Origin of the sequence: Stenotrophomonas sp. STK17_22, assembly GCF_051983905.1 — a bacterium.
GTDB lineage: Bacteria > Pseudomonadota > Gammaproteobacteria > Xanthomonadales > Xanthomonadaceae > Stenotrophomonas > Stenotrophomonas maltophilia_A.
Map to the genome: position 1 here is coordinate 3068152 of NZ_CP197010.1, position 25591 is coordinate 3093742.

At 66.0% G+C, this 25591-nt stretch carries 24 protein-coding genes; 8 read left to right on the forward strand and 16 right to left on the reverse strand.

Annotated elements, in window-relative coordinates:
* Positions 1-127: 127 nt before the first annotated feature.
* Positions 128-1585, reverse strand: coding sequence for an amidohydrolase family protein (locus ACSYS9_RS14260; RefSeq protein ID WP_071229126.1), 1458 nt, complete (start codon positions 1583-1585; stop codon positions 128-130).
* 51 nt (positions 1586-1636) lie between these two features.
* Positions 1637-2338: an ankyrin repeat domain-containing protein gene (locus ACSYS9_RS14265; protein ID WP_071229106.1), complete on the reverse strand. Its 702-nt coding sequence runs from the start codon at positions 2336-2338 to the stop codon at positions 1637-1639.
* 122 nt (positions 2339-2460) lie between these two features.
* Here ACSYS9_RS14265 and ACSYS9_RS14270 point away from each other — a divergent pair, with 122 nt between their 5' ends.
* Both ACSYS9_RS14270 and ACSYS9_RS14275 read left to right on the forward strand, forming a co-directional pair.
* Positions 2461-3342: a LysR substrate-binding domain-containing protein gene (locus tag ACSYS9_RS14270; RefSeq protein WP_071229107.1), complete on the forward strand. Its 882-nt coding sequence runs from the start codon at positions 2461-2463 to the stop codon at positions 3340-3342.
* Between the two features lie 173 nt (positions 3343-3515).
* Positions 3516-3953: a DUF3806 domain-containing protein gene (locus tag ACSYS9_RS14275; RefSeq protein ID WP_071229108.1), complete on the forward strand. Its 438-nt coding sequence runs from the start codon at positions 3516-3518 to the stop codon at positions 3951-3953.
* Between the two features lie 49 nt (positions 3954-4002).
* Here ACSYS9_RS14275 and ACSYS9_RS14280 read toward each other — a convergent pair whose 3' ends face one another.
* Positions 4003-5163 carry an amidohydrolase family protein gene (locus ACSYS9_RS14280; RefSeq protein WP_071229109.1) on the reverse strand — a complete coding sequence of 387 codons (1161 nt, stop codon included), beginning with the start codon at positions 5161-5163 and terminating at the stop codon, positions 4003-4005.
* A gap of 183 nt (positions 5164-5346) precedes the next feature.
* Between ACSYS9_RS14280 and ACSYS9_RS14285 the strand changes: the two genes are divergently transcribed.
* Positions 5347-5988 carry a hypothetical protein gene (locus tag ACSYS9_RS14285; RefSeq protein ID WP_071229110.1) on the forward strand — a complete coding sequence of 214 codons (642 nt, stop codon included), beginning with the start codon at positions 5347-5349 and terminating at the stop codon, positions 5986-5988.
* Between the two features lie 27 nt (positions 5989-6015).
* Here the strand turns inward: ACSYS9_RS14285 and ACSYS9_RS14290 are convergent, their stop codons facing one another.
* Together ACSYS9_RS14290 and ACSYS9_RS14295 are read right to left on the reverse strand one after the other, a co-directional pair.
* A complete protein-coding gene (locus ACSYS9_RS14290; protein ID WP_239683447.1) occupies positions 6016-6648 on the reverse strand; it encodes a hypothetical protein in 633 nt (210 codons plus the stop codon).
* A gap of 104 nt (positions 6649-6752) precedes the next feature.
* Entirely contained in the window at positions 6753-9479 is a 2727-nt protein-coding gene (locus ACSYS9_RS14295) for a TonB-dependent receptor plug domain-containing protein (RefSeq protein WP_253143703.1), read from the reverse strand.
* Between the two features lie 219 nt (positions 9480-9698).
* On the opposite strand from ACSYS9_RS14295, the gene ACSYS9_RS14300 reads away from it, so the two are divergent.
* The gene (locus ACSYS9_RS14300; RefSeq protein ID WP_071229112.1) at positions 9699-10298 is read left to right on the forward strand and encodes a GNAT family N-acetyltransferase; all 600 of its coding nucleotides are present in this window, start codon (positions 9699-9701) and stop codon (positions 10296-10298) included.
* Here the strand turns inward: ACSYS9_RS14300 and ACSYS9_RS14305 are convergent.
* The gene (locus ACSYS9_RS14305) at positions 10295-11071 is read right to left on the reverse strand and encodes a CDP-diacylglycerol diphosphatase (protein WP_071229127.1); all 777 of its coding nucleotides are present in this window, start codon (positions 11069-11071) and stop codon (positions 10295-10297) included. The genes ACSYS9_RS14300 and ACSYS9_RS14305 overlap by 4 nt on opposite strands.
* Before the next feature lie 67 nt (positions 11072-11138).
* Positions 11139-11807: a decarboxylase gene (locus ACSYS9_RS14310; RefSeq protein WP_071229113.1), complete on the reverse strand. Its 669-nt coding sequence runs from the start codon at positions 11805-11807 to the stop codon at positions 11139-11141.
* Positions 11808-11978: 171 nt separating this feature from the next.
* Between ACSYS9_RS14310 and ACSYS9_RS14315 the strand changes: the two genes are divergently transcribed.
* Complete coding sequence (locus ACSYS9_RS14315; protein WP_006373100.1) at positions 11979-12275, forward strand: I78 family peptidase inhibitor; 297 nt, start codon at positions 11979-11981, stop codon at positions 12273-12275.
* A gap of 98 nt (positions 12276-12373) precedes the next feature.
* On the opposite strand, the gene ACSYS9_RS14320 is transcribed toward ACSYS9_RS14315, so the two are convergent.
* From ACSYS9_RS14320 to lldP, 6 genes are all read right to left on the reverse strand, one after another.
* Positions 12374-13258: a hypothetical protein gene (locus tag ACSYS9_RS14320; RefSeq protein WP_071229114.1), complete on the reverse strand. Its 885-nt coding sequence runs from the start codon at positions 13256-13258 to the stop codon at positions 12374-12376.
* A 117-nt stretch (positions 13259-13375) separates the two neighbouring features.
* Positions 13376-13984: an SMI1/KNR4 family protein gene (locus tag ACSYS9_RS14325; protein ID WP_071229115.1), complete on the reverse strand. Its 609-nt coding sequence runs from the start codon at positions 13982-13984 to the stop codon at positions 13376-13378.
* A 92-nt stretch (positions 13985-14076) separates the two neighbouring features.
* Positions 14077-15783 (reverse strand): D-lactate dehydrogenase, encoded by a 1707-nt coding sequence (dld, locus tag ACSYS9_RS14330; protein ID WP_071229116.1) that lies wholly within the window; start codon positions 15781-15783, stop codon positions 14077-14079.
* Positions 15780-16919 carry an FMN-dependent L-lactate dehydrogenase LldD gene (gene lldD / locus ACSYS9_RS14335; protein WP_071229117.1) on the reverse strand — a complete coding sequence of 380 codons (1140 nt, stop codon included), beginning with the start codon at positions 16917-16919 and terminating at the stop codon, positions 15780-15782. The genes dld and lldD overlap by 4 nt, the downstream gene beginning before the upstream one ends.
* 4 nt (positions 16920-16923) lie before the next feature.
* Positions 16924-17688, reverse strand: a complete 765-nt coding sequence (gene lldR / locus ACSYS9_RS14340; protein WP_071229118.1) for a transcriptional regulator LldR — start codon at positions 17686-17688, stop codon at positions 16924-16926.
* Between the two features lie 53 nt (positions 17689-17741).
* Complete coding sequence (gene lldP / locus ACSYS9_RS14345) at positions 17742-19400, reverse strand: L-lactate permease (RefSeq protein WP_071229119.1); 1659 nt, start codon at positions 19398-19400, stop codon at positions 17742-17744.
* Positions 19401-19638: 238 nt separating this feature from the next.
* On the opposite strand from lldP, the gene ACSYS9_RS14350 reads away from it, so the two are divergent.
* Positions 19639-20031, forward strand: coding sequence for a hypothetical protein (locus ACSYS9_RS14350; RefSeq protein WP_049422813.1), 393 nt, complete (start codon positions 19639-19641; stop codon positions 20029-20031).
* Positions 20032-20101: 70 nt separating this feature from the next.
* Here ACSYS9_RS14350 and ACSYS9_RS14355 read toward each other — a convergent pair whose 3' ends face one another.
* Both ACSYS9_RS14355 and ACSYS9_RS14360 read right to left on the reverse strand, forming a co-directional pair.
* On the reverse strand, positions 20102-20551 hold the full coding sequence (locus ACSYS9_RS14355; protein WP_032129616.1) for an MgtC/SapB family protein: 450 nt from the start codon (positions 20549-20551) through the stop codon (positions 20102-20104).
* A 147-nt stretch (positions 20552-20698) separates the two neighbouring features.
* Positions 20699-21457: an SDR family NAD(P)-dependent oxidoreductase gene (locus ACSYS9_RS14360; protein WP_049398446.1), complete on the reverse strand. Its 759-nt coding sequence runs from the start codon at positions 21455-21457 to the stop codon at positions 20699-20701.
* Between the two features lie 446 nt (positions 21458-21903).
* Here ACSYS9_RS14360 and ACSYS9_RS14365 point away from each other — a divergent pair, with 446 nt between their 5' ends.
* Positions 21904-22857 carry a helix-turn-helix transcriptional regulator gene (locus tag ACSYS9_RS14365; RefSeq protein WP_049398445.1) on the forward strand — a complete coding sequence of 318 codons (954 nt, stop codon included), beginning with the start codon at positions 21904-21906 and terminating at the stop codon, positions 22855-22857.
* Between the two features lie 220 nt (positions 22858-23077).
* Positions 23078-23542 (forward strand): SMI1/KNR4 family protein, encoded by a 465-nt coding sequence (locus tag ACSYS9_RS14370; protein WP_081352347.1) that lies wholly within the window; start codon positions 23078-23080, stop codon positions 23540-23542.
* Between the two features lie 98 nt (positions 23543-23640).
* On the opposite strand, the gene ACSYS9_RS14375 is transcribed toward ACSYS9_RS14370, so the two are convergent.
* On the reverse strand, positions 23641-25551 hold the full coding sequence (locus tag ACSYS9_RS14375) for a CocE/NonD family hydrolase (protein WP_071229121.1): 1911 nt from the start codon (positions 25549-25551) through the stop codon (positions 23641-23643).
* Between the last annotated feature and the right edge of the window lie 40 nt (positions 25552-25591).

Here is a 25591-nt window from a genome sequence, read left to right on the forward strand (position 1 = left end):
ATGCTAGGTGCCCGCACCGGATCGTTCCCGTGCCGGAAGCAAGGGGCTCATCCACGCATGGCGTGGATTCCGTTCGAGGCCCCAGGGTCGGGTCCCTTCCCACCGGGAAGGGCTCTGCCCCTGTCGATCACTGCGTCTTCGCAGCCTCGACATTCCACGCTGCGACCCTGGCCTTGGTTTCGGCCAGCATCTTGTCCAGCGCGGCGCGGTCATACACGTTGCCGCGCAGGATCACGCTGTCGATCTTTTCGGTGGCAGCAATGTCCTGCAGCGGGTTGGCGGTCAGCAGTACCAGATCGGCGGCCTTGCCCTGTGCGACACCACCGTAGCGGTCCATCTGGCCGAACCAGGCCGGGCCGGAACGGGTTGCGGCCGACAGCGCCTGCGGTGCGCTCAGGCCTTCCTTCACGAACAGCTGCAATTCCTGGTGCAGGGCGATGCCCGGGAAGTTGAACGAGTTGAGGAAGCCCGCATCGGTGCCCGCAATGATCGTCACACCGGCTTCCTGCAGCATCGGCAGCACCGCGGCCACCTGGTGGTACTGCGCGTGGCGCGCTTCGATCTGTGCCGGCGTGGCCTTCGCCGCGCGGTCCACGCGCCACTGGTAGGTCGCGCGCAGGCCCGGGCCGATGTAGGCCAGGTACGGATCGTTGGCGTGGTCATCCTGGTCAAGGAAATCGAGGATGCGGCCACCGTTGAGGGTCGGGGTCACGAACACGCCGCGCTTGGCGAAATCGCGGTAGGCGTGCATCGCCGTGTCACGATCGAAGCTGGCGTCGAGGCGGCGGTTGGCTTCGGCGCGGTCGATGCGACCGGCACCGAAGTCGGCGGCGATCTGCGCTTCGTCCTTGCTGCCGGCCTTGAATGCATAATCCAGATGCTCGATCGAGGCCAGGCCCGCATCGACCGCCTGCTCCACGGTCAGTGCCATCGGAATATGCCCCGAGGCCTTGAAGCCGGCCTTGCGCGCAGCACTGGCCGAGTACAGGAACAGTTCCGGCTTCAGCGTGCTGTCGGTGATCTTCACGAAATCAACCTTGTCGTGCTGCAGGCGGGTGATCGCCTTGTCGGCGTCAGCCTCGCTACCCACCTCGATCGTGCCCTTCCAGACCGGCTTGATGCCTTCGATCTTCGCGCCCGAGCTGAGCAGGCGCGGGCCGAACAGCGTGCCCTTGGCAATCTCGCCGCGCCACTGCAGTACCTGCTCGGGCAGATCGCCGGAACAGTCGCGCACGGTGGTAATGCCGTGCGCGATGTACAGCGGCAACAGCGCCTTGTTCTCTTCGATCAGCGCCGGGCCACCACCGAAGTGTACATGCATGTCCCACAGGCCCGGAATCAGGTACTTGCCCTTGGCATCGATCTGGCGGGCCGCGCTCCACTGGCTGCGCAGCTGCGCGTCCGGGCCGACGGCGACGATGTCCTCGCCACGGATCACCACGCTCTGCCCGGCCAAGGTGCTGGCGTGCTCGACATCGACCACGGTGGCATTGCGGATCAGCAGGTCGGCGCGCTCGGCAGCAGACACCGACAGCGGCGCCACCGCAAGGAGGATGGCAAGGGACAACGGACGGGAACGGAACATGGACAGCATCCTGATGGGCACGCCCAGCGTGCGGGTGGAAGGGGTGTGCATTCAGCGGACCGCGCCGTGCTGGCGCAGCAGGGTTTCAATTCCGGTGTAGCCGCGCTGGCGCGCGTGCGCCAGCGGCGTCACACCGTCGCCGTCGGCCAGCTCGGGGTCGGCGCCGGCCTCCAGCAGCAGCTGCACGATCTGCACGTGGCGCGCGCCGCCATCGCCAAGCAGGATGGCCTCCAGCAGCGCGGTCCAGTGCAGGCGGTTGACATGGTCTACAGCGACGCCGGCACGCAGCAGCGTGCGCACGGTGGCGACGTGGCCGCGCTCGGCGGCGGGAATCAAGGCGGTGCCGCCGTAGCGGTTGGTGCTGCGCAGGTCGGCGCCATGCGCCAAGGTCATCGCCAGGATCTCGTCCAGTCCACGCGCGCCGGCGTACAGGTAGGCGCTGTCCTGCATGGCGTCCTTGGCATTGACGTCGGCGCCGGCTTCGATCAGTTCACGCGCGGCGTCTACATTGTTGCCATGCGTGGCAAGCAGCAGCGCGGTACGGCCCTGGCCATCACGCGCCTCCAGCGTGGCGCCATCCTCGATCGCCTGTCGCAGCGCATCGGCATCGCCACGGCTGGCAGCATCGCGCAGGCGGCCATCGACGTCGGCTTTGGACGTTGCGGTGCAGGCCGGGGAGACCATGGCCAGCAGGAACAACAGCAGCACGCGCGCGAACGGCGCAGGCCAGCCAGGGGAACGATGGACGCGCATGACGGTGTCTCCTCATGACCGTCGCCACGGAACGCCGTGCGACGGTAGCAACAGCCGGGCATTGCCGGCCCCTGCCCTGCATGGTAGAAGTCGGCCTGGGTATCCAGAAGTGAAATGTTCAAATGCAAGACAGTGCCAAATCGAATAGAACCCTGTTCGAACTGGACCTGCTGCGTGCGCTGGTGATGGTGGCCGACTGCGGCAGCTTCACCACTGCGGCCACGCGCCTGCATTCGACCCAGTCCACGGTCAGTCAGAAGGTGCGCCGGCTGGAGGAACTGGCCGGGCATCGCCTGCTCGAACGCGGCCACCGCGACGTACACCCCACCGATGCCGGCCACACCCTGCTCGGCTATGCGCGGCGCATGCTCGACCTGAACGAGGAAATGGCACAGGCGCTGGCCGGCGCCACCGTGGAAACCGCAGTGCGCATCGGCGTGCCCGAGGACTTCGTCAACGCACAGACCACACGCATGCTGGCCGCCTTCAGCCGCCGCCACCCACAGGTGAAGCTGGAGATCAGCAGCGGCCTCAGCCGCGACCTCGCGCAGGGCTTCGACCACGGCGAGCTGGACCTGGTGCTGGTCAAGCAACGCCGCAACAGCCGCCAGGCGGTGCATTGCCGACGCGAGCCGATGCATTGGATCGACAGCCTGCGCAGCAGCTGCCTGCAGCTGGACCCGCTGCCGCTGGTCACCTTCCCGCCACGCGGGCTGTACCGCGACGAGATGATCCACGCCGTGGAAGCGCTGGGCCTGCGCTGGCGCATCGCCTTCACCAGTTCTTCGCTGAGTGGCATCCAGGGCGCGGTGGCCGATGGTATCGGCATCAGCCTGCTGCCGCGCCGCGCGGTCACCCGCGAACACCGCATCATCGATGGCGAGCGCGAGCTGCCGGTGATCGACAACTACGAGATCGGCCTGCTGCATCGCTCCGATGCCGATGATGCCGTGCGAGCGCTGGCCAGCGAACTGTGGCGGCAGGTGCAACGCGAACCGGACTGAGCACCGCACATGAGGTAGTGCCGGCCGCTGGCCGGCAACCTCGACGGCCACATTGTCCAGCGCGGGCATGGATCTAGCGCACTGATCATCGATATCTGATCAGACCTGCCGCACCAGGGCACTACATCGCCGGCTACAGTCGCCCAAGTTTCCGTGCCCCACGGCGCCTCGCCATGTCCGATGAAATCCCCACCCGCTTCGATCCCCTGCCCGCTGCGCTGCAGACGCATCTGCAGCACCAGCGTTCGCTGATCGCCGCGCGCGTGGCCGCCGGCTTTCCGACGTTGCCGGTGCAATGGCCGCTGGCGGCCACCACGCTGCAGCGCGTGGTCGATGCCGAGCTGATCGACCGTGATGACGGCGATGGCTGGGAAGCGCTGGGCGTGGCGTTCGGTGACACCCTGGCCCAGCGCGTGCCTGGCCTGGCCTGGATGCAGGTCACCGATGCCTGGGGCATCGACGCGGTGCTGCGCTATGCCGACAGCAGCCTGCAGATCGGCGCCAGCACGCTGCTGCTCAAGCGCATCGAGCAGGGCGAGCTCATCGACATCGCCCATCTGCTTGCGTGGCTGGAAGAGTTCGTCGCTACCCGCGCCGACGATTACGTATGAAAAGCCGCCGAGCGTGGCTCGGCGCTACACGGGTTGGCCCGGCGTGGATCTACAGCCAACGGCCATCAACTACCACGCGTCGCTCCACCGGCACCCCGGCCACAGCGGCCGGGCCGTGGTCGGCACGCACCGCCACGAAAGTGGCCGGATGCCCTTCCACAAGACCGTACTGCGGCAGCCCGATCACCTGCGCGGCATGGGTGGTCACCATGTCCAGCGCCAGCATCAGGTCGGCATCGGTATGGAAGCCGGAGCGGTAGCCCAGCAGCATCGCGCGTTGCAACAGGTCGCCGTTGCCATACGGCCACCAGCAGTCGCGGATGTTGTCGTTCCCGGCGAACACGCGCACACCAGCGTCATGCAACGCGCGCAGCGGCGGGAACGGATGATCGCCCGGCGCGTTGCTCATGATCGCTACGCCGGCCGTCGCCAGCGCCTCGCCCACCTGCAGCGCGCGTGCCAGCGGCACCTCGCCCAGCGAATAAGCATGACTGACCGCCACCCTTCCCTGCAGGCCGGCGGCCCGGGTCCGCGCGGCGATACGCAGCAGCTGGGCCAGGCCGGTTTCGCCAGGCTCATGCAGGTGGATGTCCAGCTGCACGCCATAGCGCTCGGCCAGGCCGAACAACAGTGCCAGCTGGCCCTCGGCATCGCCATCGAGCGTGGTCGGATCGATGCCGCCCAGCACGTCCACACCCGCTGCAAGGGCCTGCTCAAGCACCGCTGCGGTACCCGCGCAGGACATCACCCCGGCCTGCGGGAACGCCACCAGCTGGATGCGCATGATGCCGGCGCAGCGCAGCGCGGCCTCGCGCACCGCTTCCAGGTGGCCCAGGCCGGTGCTGCCATCGATATCAACATGACAGCGCATCGCCACTGTGCCGAAGCCGCTGCACTGGCGAATCAGCGCCTCGGCGCGATCGACCATCGGCGCCGCAGCCGCCACTGCCGCCTTTTCCACCGCCAGCCGCTCACGCAGGCTGTTCACCGGCTGGTGCGGGTGCCAACGGTCGCCGACGAAGCTCTTGTCGAGGTGAATGTGGCCGTCGACCAGCCCGGGCAGCACCGCAAAGCCCTGCAGGTCGACGCATTCCGCCCCTTCAGCCGGCGCGGCCTCGCCATTGAGCCCGCTGATGCGGCCATCACGGATATGGAAATGCAGTGGCGCGCCGTCGCGGTCAACACCACCGTGGATGAACTGCAGGGTCATCGGGAATTCCCGGAAAGCCAAGACTGGCGCCATCCTGCGCCTCGATAGCGCCATCGGCCAACGAAATATCTGGATGGCACGCATTCACCAGAACGATGATTCCCCCTGCGACAACCGGTCGCAGCCACGCCGTGCACACCCCTGAACGGGTAACATGGGCGCCTGTTTCCGCTGTGATGCCGCATGGGCCCGTCCGACCGCCACGATCGTCTCCGCCGCTGGCAGGCCGCGTCCCTGCTTGCCGCCGCTCCGATCGCCAGCCTGTCCGCCACTGATGCTGCGGCCGCCGCGCCGCTGCAGTCGCCGCCGGGCCAGCAGCGGATCGCCCCGGCTGCGCTGGTCGAGCGCCTGCACCAGCGCGTGCTGTCCGGGCAGAGCGCCACCGCCACGCTGGAACACTGGTGCGCCGAGCACGGCCTGGCCGAACAGGCGCGGGTGCGCGCCGTGCGCATACACGGCCAGGACAAGCCTGCCCCCGCCGACGTGCTGCAGGCGCTGGGCGTGAAGCCGGGTACCGACCTGCGCTATCGCCGCGTGCAGCTGGTCTGCGGCAGCCGCGTGCTGTCCGAGGCCGACAACTGGTACCTGCCTGGTCACCTCAGCCCGGCCATGAACCAGGTGCTGGACAGCACCGACGAACCGTTCGGTCGCGTGGTCGGCCCGCTCGGCTTCCAGCGCCAGACCCTGGCTGACCAGACGTTCTGGCCGCCGCGGGGCGAAGGCGATCACGGCGTGATCCTGGAAGTGCGTGCCCTGCTGCGCGACCGCCAGCAGCAGCCTTTCAGCTACGTCATCGAGTCGTACCTGCAGCAGACGCTTCCGTAACGCGCCGCGGCGCCGGGCATCCGCCGGCTACGGGCCCGTGATGGCGTTGGCTGCAGGATCCACCGAGAACACGAAGCGCCCACCACGCTGGTCCCTGCCCCATGTCATCGGCGCCGTGGTCAGACTGTAGACCGGGGCCGCCTTGTCCGTGCCGATCGCCTCGGACCAGGCACTGAAATCCTCATCGGTACGGCTTCGGATCTCGCCAACACACAGGCTGTAGCCACAGGCGAAAGACACCAGCGTGCCGTCGCTGCCGATGAGCCGGGTCGCGGCCGTCCTGTAGAGCCGGGTCAGGTCCTGCACTTCCGGGTGGCCAGCCGCATCGCGCTCGAACTGGCTGATCGCCTGCGCGAAAGCCTTGTCGGAACCCAGCAGCGCCTCGCTCTTCTGCACGGACACCGCACCCTCGCTCAGCAGCATGCGCTCGCCCTCGAGGAAGTGCCCCTCCGGTTGCGCGAGCCCAGCGGCAGCCGTCGTGGCACTCGATGCCGTTGCCGCGCGCGATGGCCCAGCGTGCTCCGCTGGCTGCGCGTGAGACTGCGCAGGCGCGGCATTGGCCACCTCCGCGGCATCCTCCACGCTGGCCGCCTGCCTGCCACTGCAACCTGCAATGGCCACCACCGCAATCACACTCCACACCCTGACATCCATGCGCATCCTCCTCCGGGTAGCGCCACAGCATGCCTCGCGCGCAGCGGCAACACGGGTGCACTGCACAAAGAAAAGCCCAGCAATGCTGGGCCTTTCGTTCGCCTGCGGAATCAGCGGAACCGGTAGTCCAGCTGCACCCAGTACTGGCGGCCATACGGGTCGTAGTTGCCGACCGGGTAGAACGGCCAGCCGCCACCGTTCTTGTCCGCCGGCGGGCGGCTGTCACGCAGGTTGTTGACGATCACACCCACCGACAGGTTCTCGCCGAACTGGCGGAACACGCTGGCGTTGTAGGTCATGTACGGCGCGATGCGGCCACTGCCATCGGTCTTCGGCAGCGAGCCGAAGCGGTTGCCGTACAGCGTGGTGGTCCAGTCACCCTGGTTCCAGGTGATGCTGCCGTTGGCCTTGCTGCGCCACTGGTAGTCATCCAGCGAATTGCGGATGTCACGCTCCGGATCATCGGAGAACTGTCGGTATTTGTGCTCCAGCACCACGGTGTAGGCCAGGCGCGTGGTGAAGCGGCCATAGCGGCCGGCATCGAAACGCCAGTTGCCCTTCAGGTCCAGACCGCGAACCGATTCGGAGGCCGCGTTGATCGGATTGATCAGCACGCGGGTCACCTGGTCCGGCTGCACCGTGGCATTGGACGGATTGCGGATCACCCGCGACAGCGCGTCCTGGCACAGCGGCGAACCGATATCGCGCGCTTCGCCGCCCAGCGTGCGGCCCAGGCGGCAATCGGCCTCATCACGCAGGATGCGGCTGGTATCGAGGCTGGTCACTTCGTTGTCGATGCGGATGTCGTAGTAGTCCGCGCTGAAATCCAGGCCGGACAGCGGCGACCAGACCACGCCGAAACCATACGACTTGGCCGATTCCGGCTGCAGCTGCGCATTGGCGCGGTTGCTGTAATCAATCGACAGGCCGTTGTAGTCGCAGTTGTCGTACGACTGGCCCGCCGTGCGGCAGCGCCAGTAATCGGTCATGCCCGGGTTGTAGCCGCGGGTTTCGGTGGCAAACACGTAGTTCATGTCCGGCGCACGGAAGCTGGTCGCCGCCGTACCACGGATCAGCAGGCTCTCGATCGGACGGAACTCGACGCCGAAACTCCAGGTGGCCTTGCCGATGTGCTCGCCACCGGCACGGTACTGGTCATAACGACCGGCCAGGGTGGTGGTCAGCGACTGCAGCAGCGGCAATTGCAGCTCCACACCTGCAGCGTAGCGGTCACGCTCGCCACCGGCGCCGACGCCTGCACTGGTGTTCCAGAACTCGCCGCTGCCCAGGCGCGGGTCCGGTCGGTTGCGGTAGCCCTGGCTGCCGGCCTCGACCACCGCTGCCAACGCCGCATCGCCCCCAGGCAGCGCGAACAGGCGGCCATTGACGCTGGCGCTGAAGGTCTGCAGCCATGCCGCGTTACGGCTTTCCTGGTAGTCGGACAGCCCCTCGTATTCGTTCGGGGTCAACGGCTGGAACAGGCGCGCCGGATCCGGCGCATAGACCTCAACGCCGTTGCGCACACCCAGCTTCGGGCCGAGCAGGTATTCGTTGATGCCGGCCAGCAGCACCGGGCGGCGGGTGCGGTTCTCATATCGCGAGCGGCTGTAGACCGCCTCATAGTCCCAGCCGCTGTCGCCGATCTGGCCACGTGCACCGACGTTGAACGACCACGAGTTTTCCAGGAAGCGGTTGGCATTGCGCGGCAGCCCGCCGATTTCCTCCGGCGCGAAGCGGCGGTACCAGCTTTCCAGGTTGCCGGTGGTCTGGTTGTAGAAGTAGTTGCGGGCCGAGGTCCAGGTCGGCGCACGCGTGTTGTTGTAGATCCGCGCGCTGCCCACGGCGACATCGGCAAACAGGTCAGTGGTCTCGTTGACGTGGAAGGTCAGCAGGCCATAGCCATTGAGGTTGCGCTTCTGGGTCTGCACGGTCCAGTAGCTGGCGGCGGCCTCGTTGCTGCCGCAGTACCAGCCCTGGCGAGGGTTGAAGGCGCGGAACACGCTGCCGCCATAGATGTCAGACGCCCCGTCGCAGCCAGTGACGCCCGGATCGATGTTGCGGCCGGTGGCGGCATTGCGGCGATAGGCGATCGCGGTCGCCTGCGGTGCCTTGCCGGCCGGATCATCGTCCAGCGAATCCATGAAATCGCGCTGGCGCGCGTGGATCGCCTTGCGCACATCGAACTCGAAGCCGAACAGCGCATCCCAACGCTCGCCGGAACTACCACCGACCACCTGCGCGCGCTGGTTGTCGCCGCCGCCCTGCTGGGTGCCACCGGCGCGCACGTTCACATCCACGCCCTCAAAGCGGTCCTTGAGGATGATGTTGACCACGCCGGCGATCGCATCGGAGCCGTATACCGCAGACGCACCTGCCGCCAGGACCTCGATGCGCTCGATCAGCGCACTGGGAATGTTGGCCAGGTTGACCACGTTCACCGACCCTTCGTAGGCCAGCGGGTAGTCGGCCTGGCGGCGGCCGTTGACCAGCACCAGCGTGCGGTTCGGGCCCAGCCCGCGCAGGTTGATGGTGTTGGCGGCCGGGGTGAAGGTGTTGCCGAAGTCCTCGCCCTGTACGTTGCCGGTGTTCTCGGTCAGCGCGCTCAGTGCGTCGAAGGCATTGCGGTAGCCCTGCGCATCGATCTGCTCGCGGCTGATCACCGTCACCGGCGACGGGCCCTCGACACTGGCGCGTGGAATGCGCGAGCCGGTGACCTTCACTTCCTGCAATGTGGTGGGTGCGCTTTCCTGCGCGAAGGCCGGCATCGAGACCAGCATCAGGGACGACAGTGCGAGCACCAGCGGACGCGGGCGCAGCGCCTTGTGGGAGGCGGACATGGGCTTCCTGGGGAGTTGGGCGGGTGGTGGTACGGGGGCAGCGGCCTGTACGGCGCATAACGATCCCGTAACGAAAGTGTCCTGAATGGGGGGTTTCAACGGAAATGACCAGGCCTGATGGCCTTATGCCTGAACCGAATCAGACCCGCAGTGCCATCCACCACACTTTTGCAATGTTTTGAATGGTGCAGGGCTGCAGGCACGGCCATCGTGCCGGGGATGATGACCCCGTACCCCACTTCCCTCCTTCCCCCATTGCGCCCGGTGCTGCGCCGTCACCTGCTGCAGCTGCAGGCCGCACCGGTCACCCTGCGCCCTTTCCAGCGTGCCGACCTGCCGCGCTGGCGCCTGTTCGATGACCGCCGCCGGCGCGGCCGCCGCGATCCGTCCGTCATCGATGAGGAAGCGCGCTTCCTCGCCCACATGCATCGCTCACGCCTGGAACAGGACAACGACCAGCTGCTGCTGGGGGTGTTCGATGACGAGCACGGCAACGTACTGGACCAGCTGCACGTACGGCTGCAATCACTACACGCGCGCAGCGCCGAACTGCTGTCGCTGCAGCATTGGCACCCGCATGCCGACGCGGCGCTGCAGGCGCTGTGCCCGTTCCTGTTCGAGGACGTCGGCCTGCATCGCCTGTTCGTGATGCTGCCACCGGACTGCAGTGATCCGTTCGCCACCGCGCTGCGGGCCTTCGGCTTCGAGCAGGAAGGCCTGCTGCGCGACCATCATCTGGATCTGGATGGCTGGCAGGATCGCCAGCTGCTGGCGCTGACCGCCCCCATGTGGCGGAGCAAGCACAGGATGCTGGACTAGCGCACCCGCTCCAGCGCGTTGCCGGCACCGGTCAGCACCGAGCAGGCGTGGTCCTGCAGCTCTTCGGCGCTGGCCTCGTTGCCGGTGCCGGCGTCCACACGGGTGGCCAGCAGGATGAAGCCCGGGCCGCCCTGCACGGCGTCCCGGCCCGCCACAACCAGGCTCCACTGGCCGACGTCGTCCACGCCTGCGAGGTCGTAGGCCAGCAGATTGAGCGGATTGGCGGTCAGTTCTGCGCCCGGCAGCAGGTGGGCCTGGTACTGATGGCCGCGCAGCAGCACCGGCAGCGGTGCCCACTGGCTGCCCAGGGCGGCAGCATGCGTATCCAGCGCCTGCAGCACGTCGGCACGCAGGCAATCCACATGAATATGCAGCTGGTGCTGCGAGCGGCCGTGCGGCGAGTTCAACGCCAGGCTGGCGACGTTGCGCGGCAGCGGTTGGCCCAGCGCCCGTTCGGTGTGGCTGCGCGCCTGCCAGGCTGCAGCGAAGTAGTTCGGTGCACCACGCTGGTACAGGCTGCGGCTCTCGATGCCGCTGACCTTGTCCAGCGGCATCAGCAGGAACTGGTAGTCGCCGTGCGCGTCCTTGACCAGCACATCGCGGCGGTCTGCTGCCGTCTCCACCCGCAGGCAATCGCCACGCGGGCCTTCGGCGCCCTGGCAGTCACGTTCAATCAATCGCCACAATGCATCGGAATGGGCCGGCGGCGGAGGCGCGCTGGCACAGGCAGACAACAGCAGCAGGGACGACAGCAGGAAGGGGCGCAAGGACACGGCACGACTCACGGAGCAGGCACGGCAGACAGCGCCGCGCTGCATTCTAGCCAGTGCAACGCTGCAATCAGTAGGTGCCGAACGGCACTTCAACCACGATCGGGGCGGCACCCTCGCCGGCCTGCAGGCTGTAGCGGTCCAGCGCGCCATCGTCATCGGCGTGCGGCTGGCGCTGGAAATGCAGCGGGTAGCGGCTGTCCCCCAGGCGCACGGCACTGCCGTCGGCCTCCAGCGCGGCACCTTCCGGAATCAGCAGCCCACCCAGGTCGCTGTAGGCGCCAGGTACATCGGCGAAGCTGTAGTCGGCCAGCTCGTCCACCCGCTGCATCGCATAGACGTGCGGCACATAGGGTCGTGCAGGGCTACGGCCATTGCTCAGGTCCGTCACCCAGGCCTGCGGCAGGTGGTACTCCCCGCGCAGCGCAGCGACGCCCAGCGAGGGGCTGGCCACCTGCAGGCAGCACACCGCCCGCTTGCCCTCGCGGTCGAGGATGGCGAAACGGTCGCCGCGGGTGGCCGCCTGCGGCAGCATGGCGAAGGCCAGGTTACGCTGCGCCGGCGCGTAGCCGGATTCGGTCTGCAGGTTGCGCCAGGCACCGAATACCGGGGATTGGACCTGCTCGGGTTCCGGATCGGCAGCGGCAGCGGAGGCGGAGGCGGCAAACGCCATGCCCAGCAACGACAACACCAGCGCCGTCATCGTCTTGTCCTTGCCGCGGAAACTGCCTGCCGTCATACCGTATCCAACACCTGCGCCGGAAAGGCCCGGCCTGCCCGCTGGCGTACTGCCAGCCATTGCTCCCACTATGCAATGACCACGCTGTGCCGGCAATGACCGGGGCGCTGACGCCTTTCGCACGCTCGGTGCTATCGTTCCCGCCATCTTCCCCTGCGCAGGAGCGCTCGCATGTCTGCATTCCGTCTGTCCCTGTTGCTGCCGGCCTCCGCCCTGCTGCTGTCGGCCTGCGTCAGCACCCCTGGCCCGGAAGTCAAAGGCAGTGGCCGCTGCGACGCCAGCCAGCTGGGCTGGGCGATCGGCCAGCCGGCCAACGAGCCCAACATCCGTCGCCTGTCCCGCGAGAGCGGTGCCGGCCTGGTCAACCCGATCGGCCCCAGCACCATCACCACCAAAGACATCCGCCCGGACCGCCTGCGCGTGTTCGTGGATAAGGACAACATCATCACGTCCACCCGCTGCGAGTAAGCGCGGCAGCAGGCTTTTGTAGAGTCGAGCCATGCTCGACTGGCTTTTCGCGCGGCGCATCCGAAGACCAGCCGAGCGTAGGCCCGGCTCTACAAGGTTCAGGGTTCGGTATACCCCGCGCAGTCCGGCAGCGCGTGGTCGGGGTGGAACACCCCATCGCTGAAGCGGAACAGCCGCGTGTAGGTGCACGCCGGGTCCTGCTCGGTGCGCAGATCCTGCTTCTTCAACGGCCCCTTGGCCAGCGAATCCTCGAAGCGCGAAACACCGGCCGGGAACCGGGTCGCCACGGTCTGGTAGCTCAGCACCGGCATGCCCTCGGCGACCGTATCCAGCGCCAGCTTCGCCGAGAAGCCGTATTCGTCATGGCAGGCACCTGCGCGCTGCTTGATGTCCTGTTCGCTGAAACAGGCGAGGATCATCGCATTGCCCAGCCATGGCACGGTCAACACGTCGTCGTCCACCTGGATGTCGTCCTGCAGGTGGCGCACGCGTGCCAGTTGCAGCGTGGATGCGTCGGCACCTCCACCGGAGTACATGGCGCTGAACGTGACGATGCCACCCACCAGCACATTCTGGCGGGCGCGCTGCTGCGGGTCGGTCACCGGTTCATCGCTGCCCACGCCAGGTGCCAGCCGCACGATCCACGGCCACAGCGACAGCTCGCTTTCCTGCGGCACGTCGATGCTGACGTGGTAGGTGTGTGGCGTGCCCTGGCCCGGTGCCTTCTCAAGTACTTCCAGCACGGTCGGCCGGTCACCATCTTTGGCAACCGGCTGCACGCGCACGCACCAGTTGCCGTCCCGCGTGCACTCGTAGAGCCCCACCGGCCCCGTCTCACTGGCGATCAGCACCTGCCCCAACGGCTCCATCACATTGCCCGCAGCGTCACGCTGCTGCGGCAGGATCGAGCCCTGCGCCAGCGCCAGCATCGGGGTGGCCAGCAGTGCAACGCACACGGTCGTGCGGGCAAGGACGGGGGGCATGGATGAGATTCCTGCTCGTGGAATCAAGATGGTAGCGCAGGAATAACGGAACGATCGCGACCAGCCCGGTCAACCGGAACCCAAGCGGCACACTACCTGTCAGAACGGCGCTCCCAACTACGCCCCTCCAGCAGTACGGAGAATGGCCGGGGGAGCGAAGCCGTCATCAGTTGTCGACTCGAGATTCTCACCATCCCAGCTTGCCTGAGTGATCCACTCCACAGCCTTCTCAGCGAAGTCAGCGAAAGTGGGAGCAAGAAGGTACTTGGTTTCTTCATCCGCACCAAAGGCAATCATCTGTCCTTCAGCACCGTCAATATCGGGATCGAAATCCAATCCCATGTGATTGCCGCCACCATCGTGAGTCAGCGGTATCCAACGTGCATTGGTATACATCGGCTTCACCACCCCCGCAGGACTGGACTTCATGAACTCCGCACAGTCCTCGTTCATGCCGTCGGCCTCGATCTCACGCCAACCCTGCCACTGCCGCCTGATCTCCATGGACGAGAGCATCTGAGTGCCGAACAGAAGCCCGGCCCCATCCTGCCCGTCGTGAATCATCAGCAGCTGCCTGAGCAGATCTGGCAAAGCGACTGCAAGCTGAGCTTCCAGTTCAACCAACTCGCTTTCGGAAGCTCCCGGTCGCAACTGCACTTCATCCAGACAATTTTTCTCGTGAAGCGACGCTTTGATGGACGCCCATATCTGATCCGCACTCTGCATTGGTTCTGTATCCGTTTCAGCCAAGACCTCAGCCTAGTGCGAACCCGATCAGTGATGAATGCAAGAGATCCGAATTTTCAGAGAGTGCGCCGCTAATGCCCACTACAGTCGCAGCCACCCCACCCTTTCGCCTTCGATGTCTGGCCGATGCCCGGATTGAACGTATTGCTCGGGTCCAGCTGCCTGTAGAACCCGGCCAGCGCCGGCTTGGCCGGGTACAGGTGGCCGACGTTGTGCTCGGCTGGATACTCGGCGCCACGCTGGTCCAGCAACGCCCACATCGCATGCTCGATCGCCATCGGGTCTTCGCCTTTGCGCGCGATGTAGTCCTGGTGGAACACGTGGCACAGGAAGTGCCCGTAATACAGCTTGTGCAGCAGGCGGCCATCGATATCGACCGGCAACTGCTCGAACCAGTCGGCATCATCGCGGCGCAGGGCGATGTCCAGCGCGACGATGTCCTGCACCTGGTCGCGGTGTACCTCGCGGTAGCGCACCGCGGCGCCGGCCACAGCGAAGCGATGCAGGAACGCCTTGCGCCCCTCATCGGCCGTGCAGTGGAAGTAGTCGCCCTCATGGTCGGCGAAGAAGCCGCGCAGCCAGGCCTCGGTGTCCGCGGCGTCCTGCGCGGAGACCTTCAACAGCAGATGATGCTCGTAGCGCTGGCGGAACTCGCCCATGCGCTTGGGCAGGTGCGAGGGCAGCAGGCCGGTCAGCACCTGCATCACCCGGTCGGTCACCCCGCGCAGGCCCAACCGCTCGAACCAGCCATCGACGCGGCTCTTCAGTGCGAAGGCGGCCGGCACGCGGGCGGTGCCGAGGCGGTCGATCAGCAGGAAACTGTCCTTGCCGTAGCGCTCGCCGATGTCATAGGCATCGCGGTGGATGTATTCGCCGGCAATCGGCAAGCGTTCGAAGCCGGTCAGCAGCTGGCGCCGGATCGCGGTGAGGCTGTCGGTGCGGTTGCTGCCGATGTAGAAGACTTCGGCGGCCTCCTTCTCGAAGGTATCCAGGCGCACCGCGAATACTGCCAGCTTGCCGGCAGACCCCGCTGCCTCGAAGTGGCGGCTGGGGTCGGCATTGAAGCGTGCCGGCGTATCGGCATCGACCCGGCGCACTTCCTCGGCGTAGCGTGGATCGGAGGCGGCGCGGCCATCGCCGTCCCCAACGTCGGCAGCACGGTAGTCGCCCGCCTGCAGGCGCTGCAGGATCTGCTCGGGCGTATCGCCCAGCGCGATGCCCAGATGGTTGACCAGCTGCAGCTGGCCCTGCGCATCGACCTGCGCGTACAGTGCCAGTTCGGTATAGGCCGGGCCACGGCGCACCAGCGCGCCGCCGGAGTTGTTGCAGATGCCACCGAGTACCGACGCACCGATGCAGGACGAGCCGATCACCGAATGCGGTTCGCGGCCGAGCGGTGCCAGCGTCTGCTCCAGGCGGTCCAGCGTCGCGCCGGGCAGGCACAGCACCTGGCGGCCCTCGTTCAACAGCTGGATGCCGGTCAGGCGCAGCGTGCTGACCAGCACGATCGGACGCCCATAGTCGTTGCCATCCGGGGTCGAGCCACCGGTCAGGCCGGTGTTGGCCGCCTGCAGGATGATCGCTGCCCCCCCCTGCACCGCCGCCTGCAGAACACGCCACAGCTCCAGCAGCGTCCCCGGGCGCACCACCGCCAGCACCGGGCCGTCGCCGAAGCGGTAGCCGCGACGGAAGCGGCGCGTGGCCTTGTCGCCGGTCAGCACATGGCGGCTGCCGACCGCGTCGCGCAACTGTGCCAGCACGGCATCGTGGCCACTCATGGCAGGCTGACCAGCGAATCGCGGCCGATGTCAGCGATGCGGCGCGCACCGGTCAGTGTCATCGCCACGCGCATCTCCTTGGCGATAAGGTCCAGCAGGTTGGCCACGCCGGCCTCGCCCTGCGCGGCCAGCGCATAAACGAAGGCACGCCCCAGCAGCACGGTATCGGCACCGAGCGCCAGCATGCGCACCACGTCCAGGCCGGTACGGACGCCCGAATCGGCGAGAATCTTCAGATCGCCCTGTACCGCATCGGCAATCGCCGGCAAAGCACGCGCAGTGGACAGCACGCCATCGAGCTGGCGGCCGCCGTGGTTGGAGACCACGATGCCATCGGCGCCGAACTTGACCGCATCACGCGCGTCATCCGGATCAAGGATGCCCTTGATCACCATCGGGCCCTTCCAGAATTCGCGGATCCATTCCAGGTCCTTCCACGAAATGGAGGGATCGAAGTTGCTGCCCAGCCAGCCGATGTAATCCTCCAGCCCGGTCGGGTTGCCACGATAGGTGGAGATGTTGCCCAGATCATGCGGGCGGCCGAACAGGCCCACGTCCCACGCCCAGTGCGGGTGGGTGATGGCCTGGCCGATGCGGCGCAGCGAGGCATTCGGTCCGCTCATGCCGGAGTGAGCATCGCGGTAGCGCGCACCCGGCACCGGCATATCCACGGTGAACACCAGGGTGGTCACGCCCGCGGCCTGCGCCCGCTCCAGCGCGTTGCGCATGAAGCCACGGTCGCGCAGTACATACAGCTGGAACCACATCGGCCGCTGGATGGCCGGTGCCACTTCCTCGATCGGGCACACCGATACGGTGGACAGGGTGAACGGGATGCCTCGACTGTCGGCCGCGCGCGCCGCCTGCACCTCGCCGCGCCGGGCATACATGCCGGTCAGGCCGACCGGCGCAAGTGCCACCGGCATCGCCAGCGTTTCGCCGAACAGTTCGGTTTCCAGGCTCAGGTCGGACATGTTGCGCAGGATGCGCTGGCGCAGCGCGATGTCGGACAGGTCGGAAACGTTGCGCTTCAGCGTGTGCTCGGCATACGCGCCGCCATCGATGTAGTGGAACAGGAACGGCGGCAGCCGGCGTTGCGCTGCGGCACGGTAATCGGTGGAGGCGGAGATGATCATGGGGTCAACCGTGTGGGGAAGGTAGACGCGAGGCCCGCGCACGCCGGGCTTCGTTGTCATCGAGGGTGCGCAGCGTGGTGTGCACGAACTCGAGGTGGGCATGCGCGGCGGCGCGCGCGCGTTCGGGGTCGCCGGCAAGCACCGCGTCCATCATCTCGCGGTGCTGGTCAGACAACGGCGAGAAGGTCCTCGCCGAGGTGTAGAGCTTTTCGCGACTCTGCGAGATGTTGGTCTGCAGCAGGTCGAACAGGCCGCGCATCACCTGCAGCAGCACCAGGTTGTGCGAGGCCTCGGCGATGGACAGGTGGAAGGCCGCGTCGGCCTCCGCTTCGCCGGTGGGGTCATCCTTGCCATGCGCGTCCATCATGGTCTGGAAGGCCTGGGCGATGCGCTTGCGGTCCTCGTCGGTCGCGCGCAGCGCCGCATGCCAGGCGGTGGCACCTTCCAGCGCGTGGCGGATCTCCAGCACGTCGAAGCGGTATTCCGGGTCGCCCTGGAACAGCGGCAGGTACGGCGCCAGCGGTTCATCCAGCGCCTGCCGCGCGCGCGCCGCGGGTTCGGCCACGTAGGTGCCGCCACCAACCCGTGCGGTCAGCAGGCCCTGGCTGGCCAGCTGCGCGATGGCCTCGCGCAGCGCGGTGCGCGAGACCCCCAGCTGCACCGCCAGGGTGCGCTCGGCCGGCAGCCGGTCGCCCGGTTGCAACCGCTGTTCCTGCACCAGGCCGCGCAGCTGCGCGGCCACCTTGTCCGAAATACGTTGCGTGCTCATGGTGCCATTGTGGCCCGAAGCGCGCAGCGGGTGGTCGGCTGACCGTGCATGGCTCAGGGAATCATCCAGGTCAGCCAGTAAGCCTGGGCCAGGGTGATCAGGCCGACCATCGTGGTGAAGATCAGGCTGTGCTTGACCGTGAAACGGAACAGGTCCGATTCCTTGCCGGCCAGGCCGACCGCCGCGCAGGCAATGGCGATCGACTGCGGCGAGATCATCTTGCCGGTCACGCCACCAGTGGTGTTGGCCGCCACCAGCAGCACGTCGGACACGCCGATCTGCTGCGCGGTGGTCGCCTGCAGTGCCGAGAACAAGGCGTTGGATGAAGTATCCGAGCCGGTCAGGAACACGCCCAACCAGCCAAGGAACGGCGAGAAGAACGGGAACGCATCACCGGTGTGCGCCAGTGCAAGCGCCAGCGTCGCCGAAAGGCCCGAGTAATTGGCGATGAAGGCGAAGGCCAGCACCATGCCGATCGAGTAGATCGGCATGCGCAGCTCACGCACGGTCTCACCGAAGGTCTGCAGCGCCGAACGGGCCGGCATGCGCAGCGCGATGATGGCGATCACCGCAGCGAGGATGATCGAGGTGCCGGTGGCCGAGAACCAGTCGAACTTGTAGATCGCCTCGTAGCTGAGCGGTGCATCCACGATCGGCGGCATCTTCTGCACCATCTGGTCCAGGCCCGGCACCGGGAGCTTCAGCACCCAGCTTTCCAGCGGGCCATCCGCCGCGAACAGCGATTTGAACGGTTTGATGCTCCACAGCGTGACCATCGCGGTGAGGATCAGGAACGGCGACCATGCCTTGGCGATCTGGCCGACGCTGTAGCGCGGCGCCTCCAGCGCCTGTGCGGCCGCCTCGGCGCTGGTTTCGGTATCGAAACGGAAGATCCGCACCGGCTTCCAGCGGCGCAGGAACAGCGTCAGGCAGACCAGCGAGGCCAGCGACGCGGTGATGTCCGGCAGCTCCGGGCCGATGAAGTTGGAGGTCAGATACTGCGCGATGGCGAACGAACCACCGGCCACCAGCACTGCCGGCCAGGTTTCCTTGATGCCGCGCCAGCCATCCATGATCGCCATGATCCAGAACAGCACGATGATCGTAAGGAACGGCAGCTGGCGCCCAGCCATCTGGCCGATCTCGAAGGCATCCAGACCGGTGACCTGCCCGGCCACGATGATCGGAATGCCCATCGCACCAAAGGCGACCGGCGCGGTGTTGACGATCAGGCACAGGCCGGCCGCGTACAGCGGCTTGAAGCCCAACCCGACCAGCAGCGCCGCGGTGATCGCCACCGGTGCACCGAAACCGGCTGCGCCCTCCAGGAACGCACCGAAGGCGAAGCCGACCATCAGCATCTGCAGGCGCTGGTCTTCGGTGACCGACAGAATGGAGGCACGGATGATGTCGAACTGTCCGGTCTTGACCGAGACCTTGTAGAGGAACACCGCGCCGATGATGATCCAGGCGATCGGCCACAGGCCGTAGACGAAGCCGAAACCGGCCGCGCCCAGCGCCTGGCTCAGCGGCATGCGGTAGAACAGCAGGGCGACGCCGAGCGCGATGGCCACGGTGATCGTGCCGGCCAGCCAGCCCTTCATGCGCAGCACGGCCAGGGCGACGAAGAAGAACGCGATCGGCAGCAGCGCGATCAGGCTGGACAACCACAGGTTGCCGGCGGGGTCGTACAGGTGTTGCCAGGGCTGCATGAGGGCTCTCGACTGGGGACGGGTTCAACACCGCAGGGGTGGGCGGTCATGGGCTCCAGCATTATTGGTCGTACCAATAATGGATTTATGGAGCCACCGGACGCAGATTGAACCGCTGATTGCGCGAAGAGCCTATTAGACCATAGGGCTAGAATCAATTATTGGTACGACCATTAAGACGGTTGAGACAGTGGCGCGCATCCACCACACTGGATCCTGCCCCATCTCTGGTACACGAATGACACTCGCCCCCACCCGCGACCTGCAGTCCATGCAGCAACAGGCAGCTGACTGCCTGGCCGGCTACGCTGAAGCGAACCTTCTCAATCATGCAGGCTTGGATGCGCTCATCGCCCACCTGCGCGCATATCCGGATTCGGGCGAACCCATGGCCCTGCCAGACTGGGATCAGGCAGGCTCAGAGCTTCAGATCGCGGGTCGAGGCGATCCATTGCCGCCATCTCTGTTGGGGCAGATCGCCACAGACAAGCACGAGGAGTTGAATGACCTGATCTGTTCCTGCGTTGAAGTGGGAATCGCAGATCTGTACGGCGCTACGACGGATGTTCCTGACCAGATGCTGGCCAGAGCACTGGCCATCCTGCAGCGCAACACTTCGCAGCAGACCTGACTGCTTCAACTCCGCCTTGGAATCACGATCAGATCCCCCGAAGGGACTCTGATCCCACTCCCTCAACCCCTTAGATCTTCTTCTCCAACCGCCGCATCACCGCCAGCACCAGCACGCACAGCACGCTCACCCCGATGGCAATCACGTACTTTCCTATGCCCACGGCGATGCCGATGGCCGCCGCCATGATCAGCGAGCTGGCCGTGGTCAGGCCGCTGACCTGATCCTCGCGTGACCCACGCAGAATGGTGCCGGCGGCAACGAAGCCGACGCAGGCGACCACGGCTTCGATCAGGCGCACCGGGTCGACCTGCAGCAGGTCGCGGTAACGCTCCTGCTGGAAGTGCTCTGCCACTGAATCGCCGAGTCCAACAATCAGCGCAGCAGCGCCGGCAATCAGCATGTGGGTGCGCAGGCCCGCAGCGTGCTTGCCCATCTCGCGCTCGACACCGAGCACGCCGCCGAACAGCATTGCTGCGGCCACGCGCAGCAGGATCGAGACATCCTGGGTGAGTTCCATGGGCAGGCTCCGGGTGTTTCCCGGAGCGTTGCTCGGCAGCCGTAGGATGGCGGTGAAGACGATGGCACGCCCTCTTCACCGCATGCGCTCATCCACGCATGGCCTGGATCTACTGGCCATCGCCATGCGTAACCTTCACGCACTCGGTCATTGCGCCAGATAACCACCATCGATCGCATAGTATGTGCCGGTCGCGAACGAGGCGTCGTCGCTGGCCAGCCAGGCAACCAGCGCCGCCACTTCCTCGGCCGTGCCCAGTCGCTTCAACGCGTGGCGGCCTTCCAGCGTGGCGCGCACCTTGGGGTCCATCTTCTCCAGCAGTGGTGTGCTGATGAAGCCCGGGCCGACCGCGTTGACACGGATGCCGTCGGCTGCATGCTCCCAGGCGGCGGTCTGGGTCAGCCCGACCACGCCGTGCTTGGCCGCCACGTACGCGGTGGAACCGGCATAGCCCACCTGGCCCAGGATCGAGGCCATGTTGATGATGCTGCCACCGGTTCCGGCCGTGCGCATCGCCTGGATCTGCGCACGCTGGCACAGGAACACACTGGTGAGGTTGACGTCGATTACCCGCTGCCAGCCATCGATCGGATAGTCACCGCTGCTTGCGGCCGGCCCGCCGATACCGGCGTTGTTGACTGCCACATGCAGGCCGTCGAGTTCCTTGATCGTGCGCTGCACCGCCGCCTCCACGGCCGCGTCGTCTGTAACGTCCAGCGCAATGCCGATGGCCTGTGCACCGGCACTGCGCAGCTGCGTCACGGTGGCATCGACTGCATCCTGCTTCAGGTCCCAGACCGAAATACGGGCACCGGATGCGGCCAGCGTCTGCGCCACGGCCAGGCCGATACCGGACACGCCGCCGGTCACGATCGCGGTCTTGCCGGTGAGCTGGTAGTCAATCATCTGCGTTCTCCATCAGTGGGGGTATCGATGTGACCTGCAATGGCCAACCGCCCAACCCTACGCGCCCGCTCGTGATGGCCCGGCCGACATCGCGTCTACGGGTGATCGTTCCAGCCATGAAACCTCAACTCAAGTTGATGTATGGAATTGCGTACGGATATGCATGCAAAACGCTGGCGTATGTTCGGCGGCATTTTCACTTTGGCCGTATTCGTCAATCGTTTTGACCATATTGAAATCAAAAGCGCGCGAATCAAGGCGACAATGGGAAACGTTTCCAGTTTCTTCGACACATTCCATTCAACCTGGTGTTCCCCCACTATCCAGAGTGCCCACGCCCCTGCTTCCCAGCATGTCTGCACGGGTAACGACGGGATCTGCATCTGCATTGCAGAGCGCGTGGGCGAGGTAATGCCAGCGTCCACCTCCAAAGCACGTGCCGAGCGATGTCCCGATATTTCACTTTTGCTGATTACCGCCGCTTCGGCCACCGCCATGGCTTCGATTACCGCGCCGACCCGGAACACCTGCGTGACGACCAGTGGGCCGGCCATGGCGAGGTCAACGAGCAGTTCCTGCGCGGCGGCATGAGCCTGATCGCCTCCGACGTCCATAATCGCTTCCCTTATGTCGCCACCGCCCAGCAGAGTCCCGGCCTGGCCATCCGCGTGATGCTGCAGGGCCAGGTCGATGTGCGCATTCCGCGACGTGGTGGTTTCACCCTGCGTGCTGGTACGGCGATGACCGCGCACCACCGCGAACAGGTTGAGATGACCGGTGCGCATCCTGGCGAAACGCGCATGCGCGGCGTCAGCGTGATGGTGCCCGGCCAGATCGATCCGGACCTGTTCCAGCTGCCACAGTTGGAGACCGCGCTCAACACCCACCTGGAATGCCGCCACTGGGCCATTCCGCATACCCTGCTGCCGGTGCTGGGCCAGCTGTTCGAAAGCCCATGGGAGGACGGCATCGACGCGTTGTGGCGCGAAGGCGTCGCGCTGCAGCTGCTGGCCGTTGGGCTGAAGGCCGAGGATCTGCAGACCGACCATGTACGAACGCTGCGGGCTGGCCAGCGCGAGCGCCTGGAGCGCGTGCGTGCCTACCTGCATGACGATCCCAGCCACGCCCATAGTCTGATCGAACTGGCCCAGCTGGCCTGCATGAGCCCAAGTTCGCTGCGCCGTCATTTCGCCCAGCAGTACGGCTGCTCGGTGTTCGACTACCTGCACGAACAACGCATGCGCCACGCCGAGCAGGGCCTGCGCGAAGACGGCTGGACTGTCGAGCAGGCTGCGGCCGCCAGTGGTTACCGCCACCCCAGCAACTTCGCGGCTGCATTCCGTAAGCGTTTCGGCCTGGTACCCAGCCGCTGGCGCACCGGGCCCTCAAAGGTCGGATAGCAGCTTCTGCTTCACGCCATCGCGGATGCCGGCCAGCGGCCGGCACTACCGCAGCCACCTGAATCGACCTGCCATGGCTCCGCTCTGGTAGGTGTCGACCTTGGTCGACACGCGCTGGAAGCGATCATATTCCCGACACATCTCTGCGCATGTCGCATATGCCCATTGCCGCCAAAGATGGGCCGCGCCATCGTAGTAAGGCTGACTACAGGGACTTCTCGTGGACAATCGAGATCAACCAAGCACGCCTTACTTCATCCGATGCATCCAAAGTCCATGGCTACCCGAGACAGGCGCGCATGAGGACGATCTACGCAGCTTACAGGCACATTGGAGCGAGGCAGCGATTCCAGAGGAATTCATGCAGCTCCTGCGTTGGTCAAACGGTGGGCGCTGCGTGTTCCCTCATGCTTATGTCGACCTATGGTCCATCGACACCATCATTCAGCTCAACCGCAGCTACCAAATCCGTCGTTATCTTGGCGACTACCTGATGGGCATTGGAACGGACGGTGGATCGACGCTCATCGCGCTCGATCTCTGCCCGCTCAGTCGCGGACAGATCATCTCATTCGATCTGGGCGATCTCGACATCAGCCGGGGAAAGCCCATCGCCGAATCAATTGCCGAACTCTTTCGGAAGTTCGACAGTGGGCTGCTGACGAGCGACAACCTTTATCCTTGAGCATAGAAACGCCGGCCAGCGGCCGGCACTACCAAAACCGTCGTGCATCGCGCGGGCCCAGGTAGCGCCGGGCCATGTCCGGCGTCACCCTGTGGGCCTCAATACACCGGCAGATCGATGTAACTGGCCTGCGCCGCGCTGTGCCAGACCCGCTGCGTGGCCTTCTGGTAATCGCCGGGCTTGGCCAGGTAGACGTTCGGCACGTAGGTCTGCGGGTTGCGGTCATACAGCGGGAACAGACTGGACTGCACCTGCACCATCACCCGGTGCCCCTTCTGGAAGGTGTGGTTGGCGTTGGGCAGGTCGAAGCGGTACGGCAGCACCTCGTTGGCGGCCAGCGGCTTCGGATCGCTGAAGCTCTCGCGATAGCGGCCACGGAAGATCGCCAGCGACACCGGCAGCTCGTAGCCGCCCATCTCCGGCGTCGACGCTTCCTGGTCCGGATACACGTCGATCAGCTTCACCACCCAGTCGCTGTCGGTGCCGCTGGTCGAGGCCTGCAGGTGCACCACCGGCGCGCCGCCGATGCGCAGCGGCGCGGTCAGCGGTTCGGTGATGAAGGTCAGCACGTCCGGGCGGCCATCAACGAAGCGCTGATCCTTGACCAGCCAGGTGGTCCACATGTCGCGGTCACCGAAACGCACCGGACGCGGCACGAACGGCACCGGCTTGGCCGGGTCGGACACGTACTCCTCGAAGTCCCCCTCGCCCGCCGCCGGCGCCTGGAATGCCAGCTTGCCGCCGGCCCGCAGGTACAGCGGCTTGCTGCTGGCGGCACAGCCCTTGTCGCAGCTGCGCGGCCAACCCTTCAGGCGATCCCAGTGGTTTTCGCCGGTGTTGTAGATCAGCACCGGCGGCGTGTCCGCCTTCGGCGCACCGTCCACCAGGTACTGGTCGAAGAACGGCTTGAGTACATCACGGCGGAACTGCAGCGCGGTATCGCCGTCGAACTTCAGCGCGCCCAGTTCGCTGCCGCTGTAGTTCACCTGGCTGTGCCGCCACGGCCCCATCACCAGGTAATTGCGGTTGTTGCCGCTGTCGCGCCCTTCCATTGCCTGGTAGGCGTGGTTGGCGCCCCACATGTCCTCCTGGTCCCACAGGCCCTGCAGCCACATGGTCGGCACCTTCAACGGTGTTTTCGCCATCACCGCGTCCAGCGCCTGACCCTGCCAGAAGCCGTCATAGGCCGGGTGCTCGACCAGCTTCTTCCACCAGGTCAGCTGGTCCACGCCGGTGAAGCGCGCGTAGTCGCCAGCCGAACCGATCCGCAGGAAAGTGCTGTAGTCGTCATAGCCGAGGTTGGGCAGCGGCGTACCCTTGCCGCGCTTCTCGGTCTGCATCGCGAAATAGTTGAAGTTGACCTGGCGGAACGCACCGTAGTTGAGCCAGTCGTCGCCCATCCAGCCATCGACCATCGGGCTCTGCGGTGCGGCCACCTTCAGCGCCGGATGCGGGTCGGTCAGCGCCATCACCACGGTGAAGCCCTCGTACGACGAGCCGAGCATGCCGACCTTGCCATTGCTCTCCGGCACGTTCTTCACCAGCCAGTCGATGGTGTCCCAGGCGTCGGTGGAGTGGTCGACTTTGGTGTTGTTCAACGGCCCGCGCAACGGCCGGGTCATCACGTAATCGCCTTCGGAGCCGTACTTGCCACGGATGTCCTGGAACACGCGGATGTAACCGCCGTCGACGAACACCTCGTCGCCCTGCGGCAGCAGGTCGCGCATGCGCGGCGAATCACTGCGGCTGGCGCGGCCAGCGGCATCGTAGGGCGTGCGGGTCAGCAGGATCGGGGCATTGCGGGCGCCCTTGGGCACCACGATCACCGTATACAGCTTGGTGCCATCACGCATCGGCACCATCACCACGCGCTTGTCGTAGTCACGACCGACATCGGGGGCAACGAAGGGCTTGCCGCTGATGTCCGGGGTCATCGGCGGGGTTTCGGCGGCCAGCACGGTGCTGGACAGGCAAAGGGCAATGGCTACAGCGACGGCACGCACACGCATGGACAACCCCTCCCGGCAGGAAAGCCTCAAGCCTACTCCT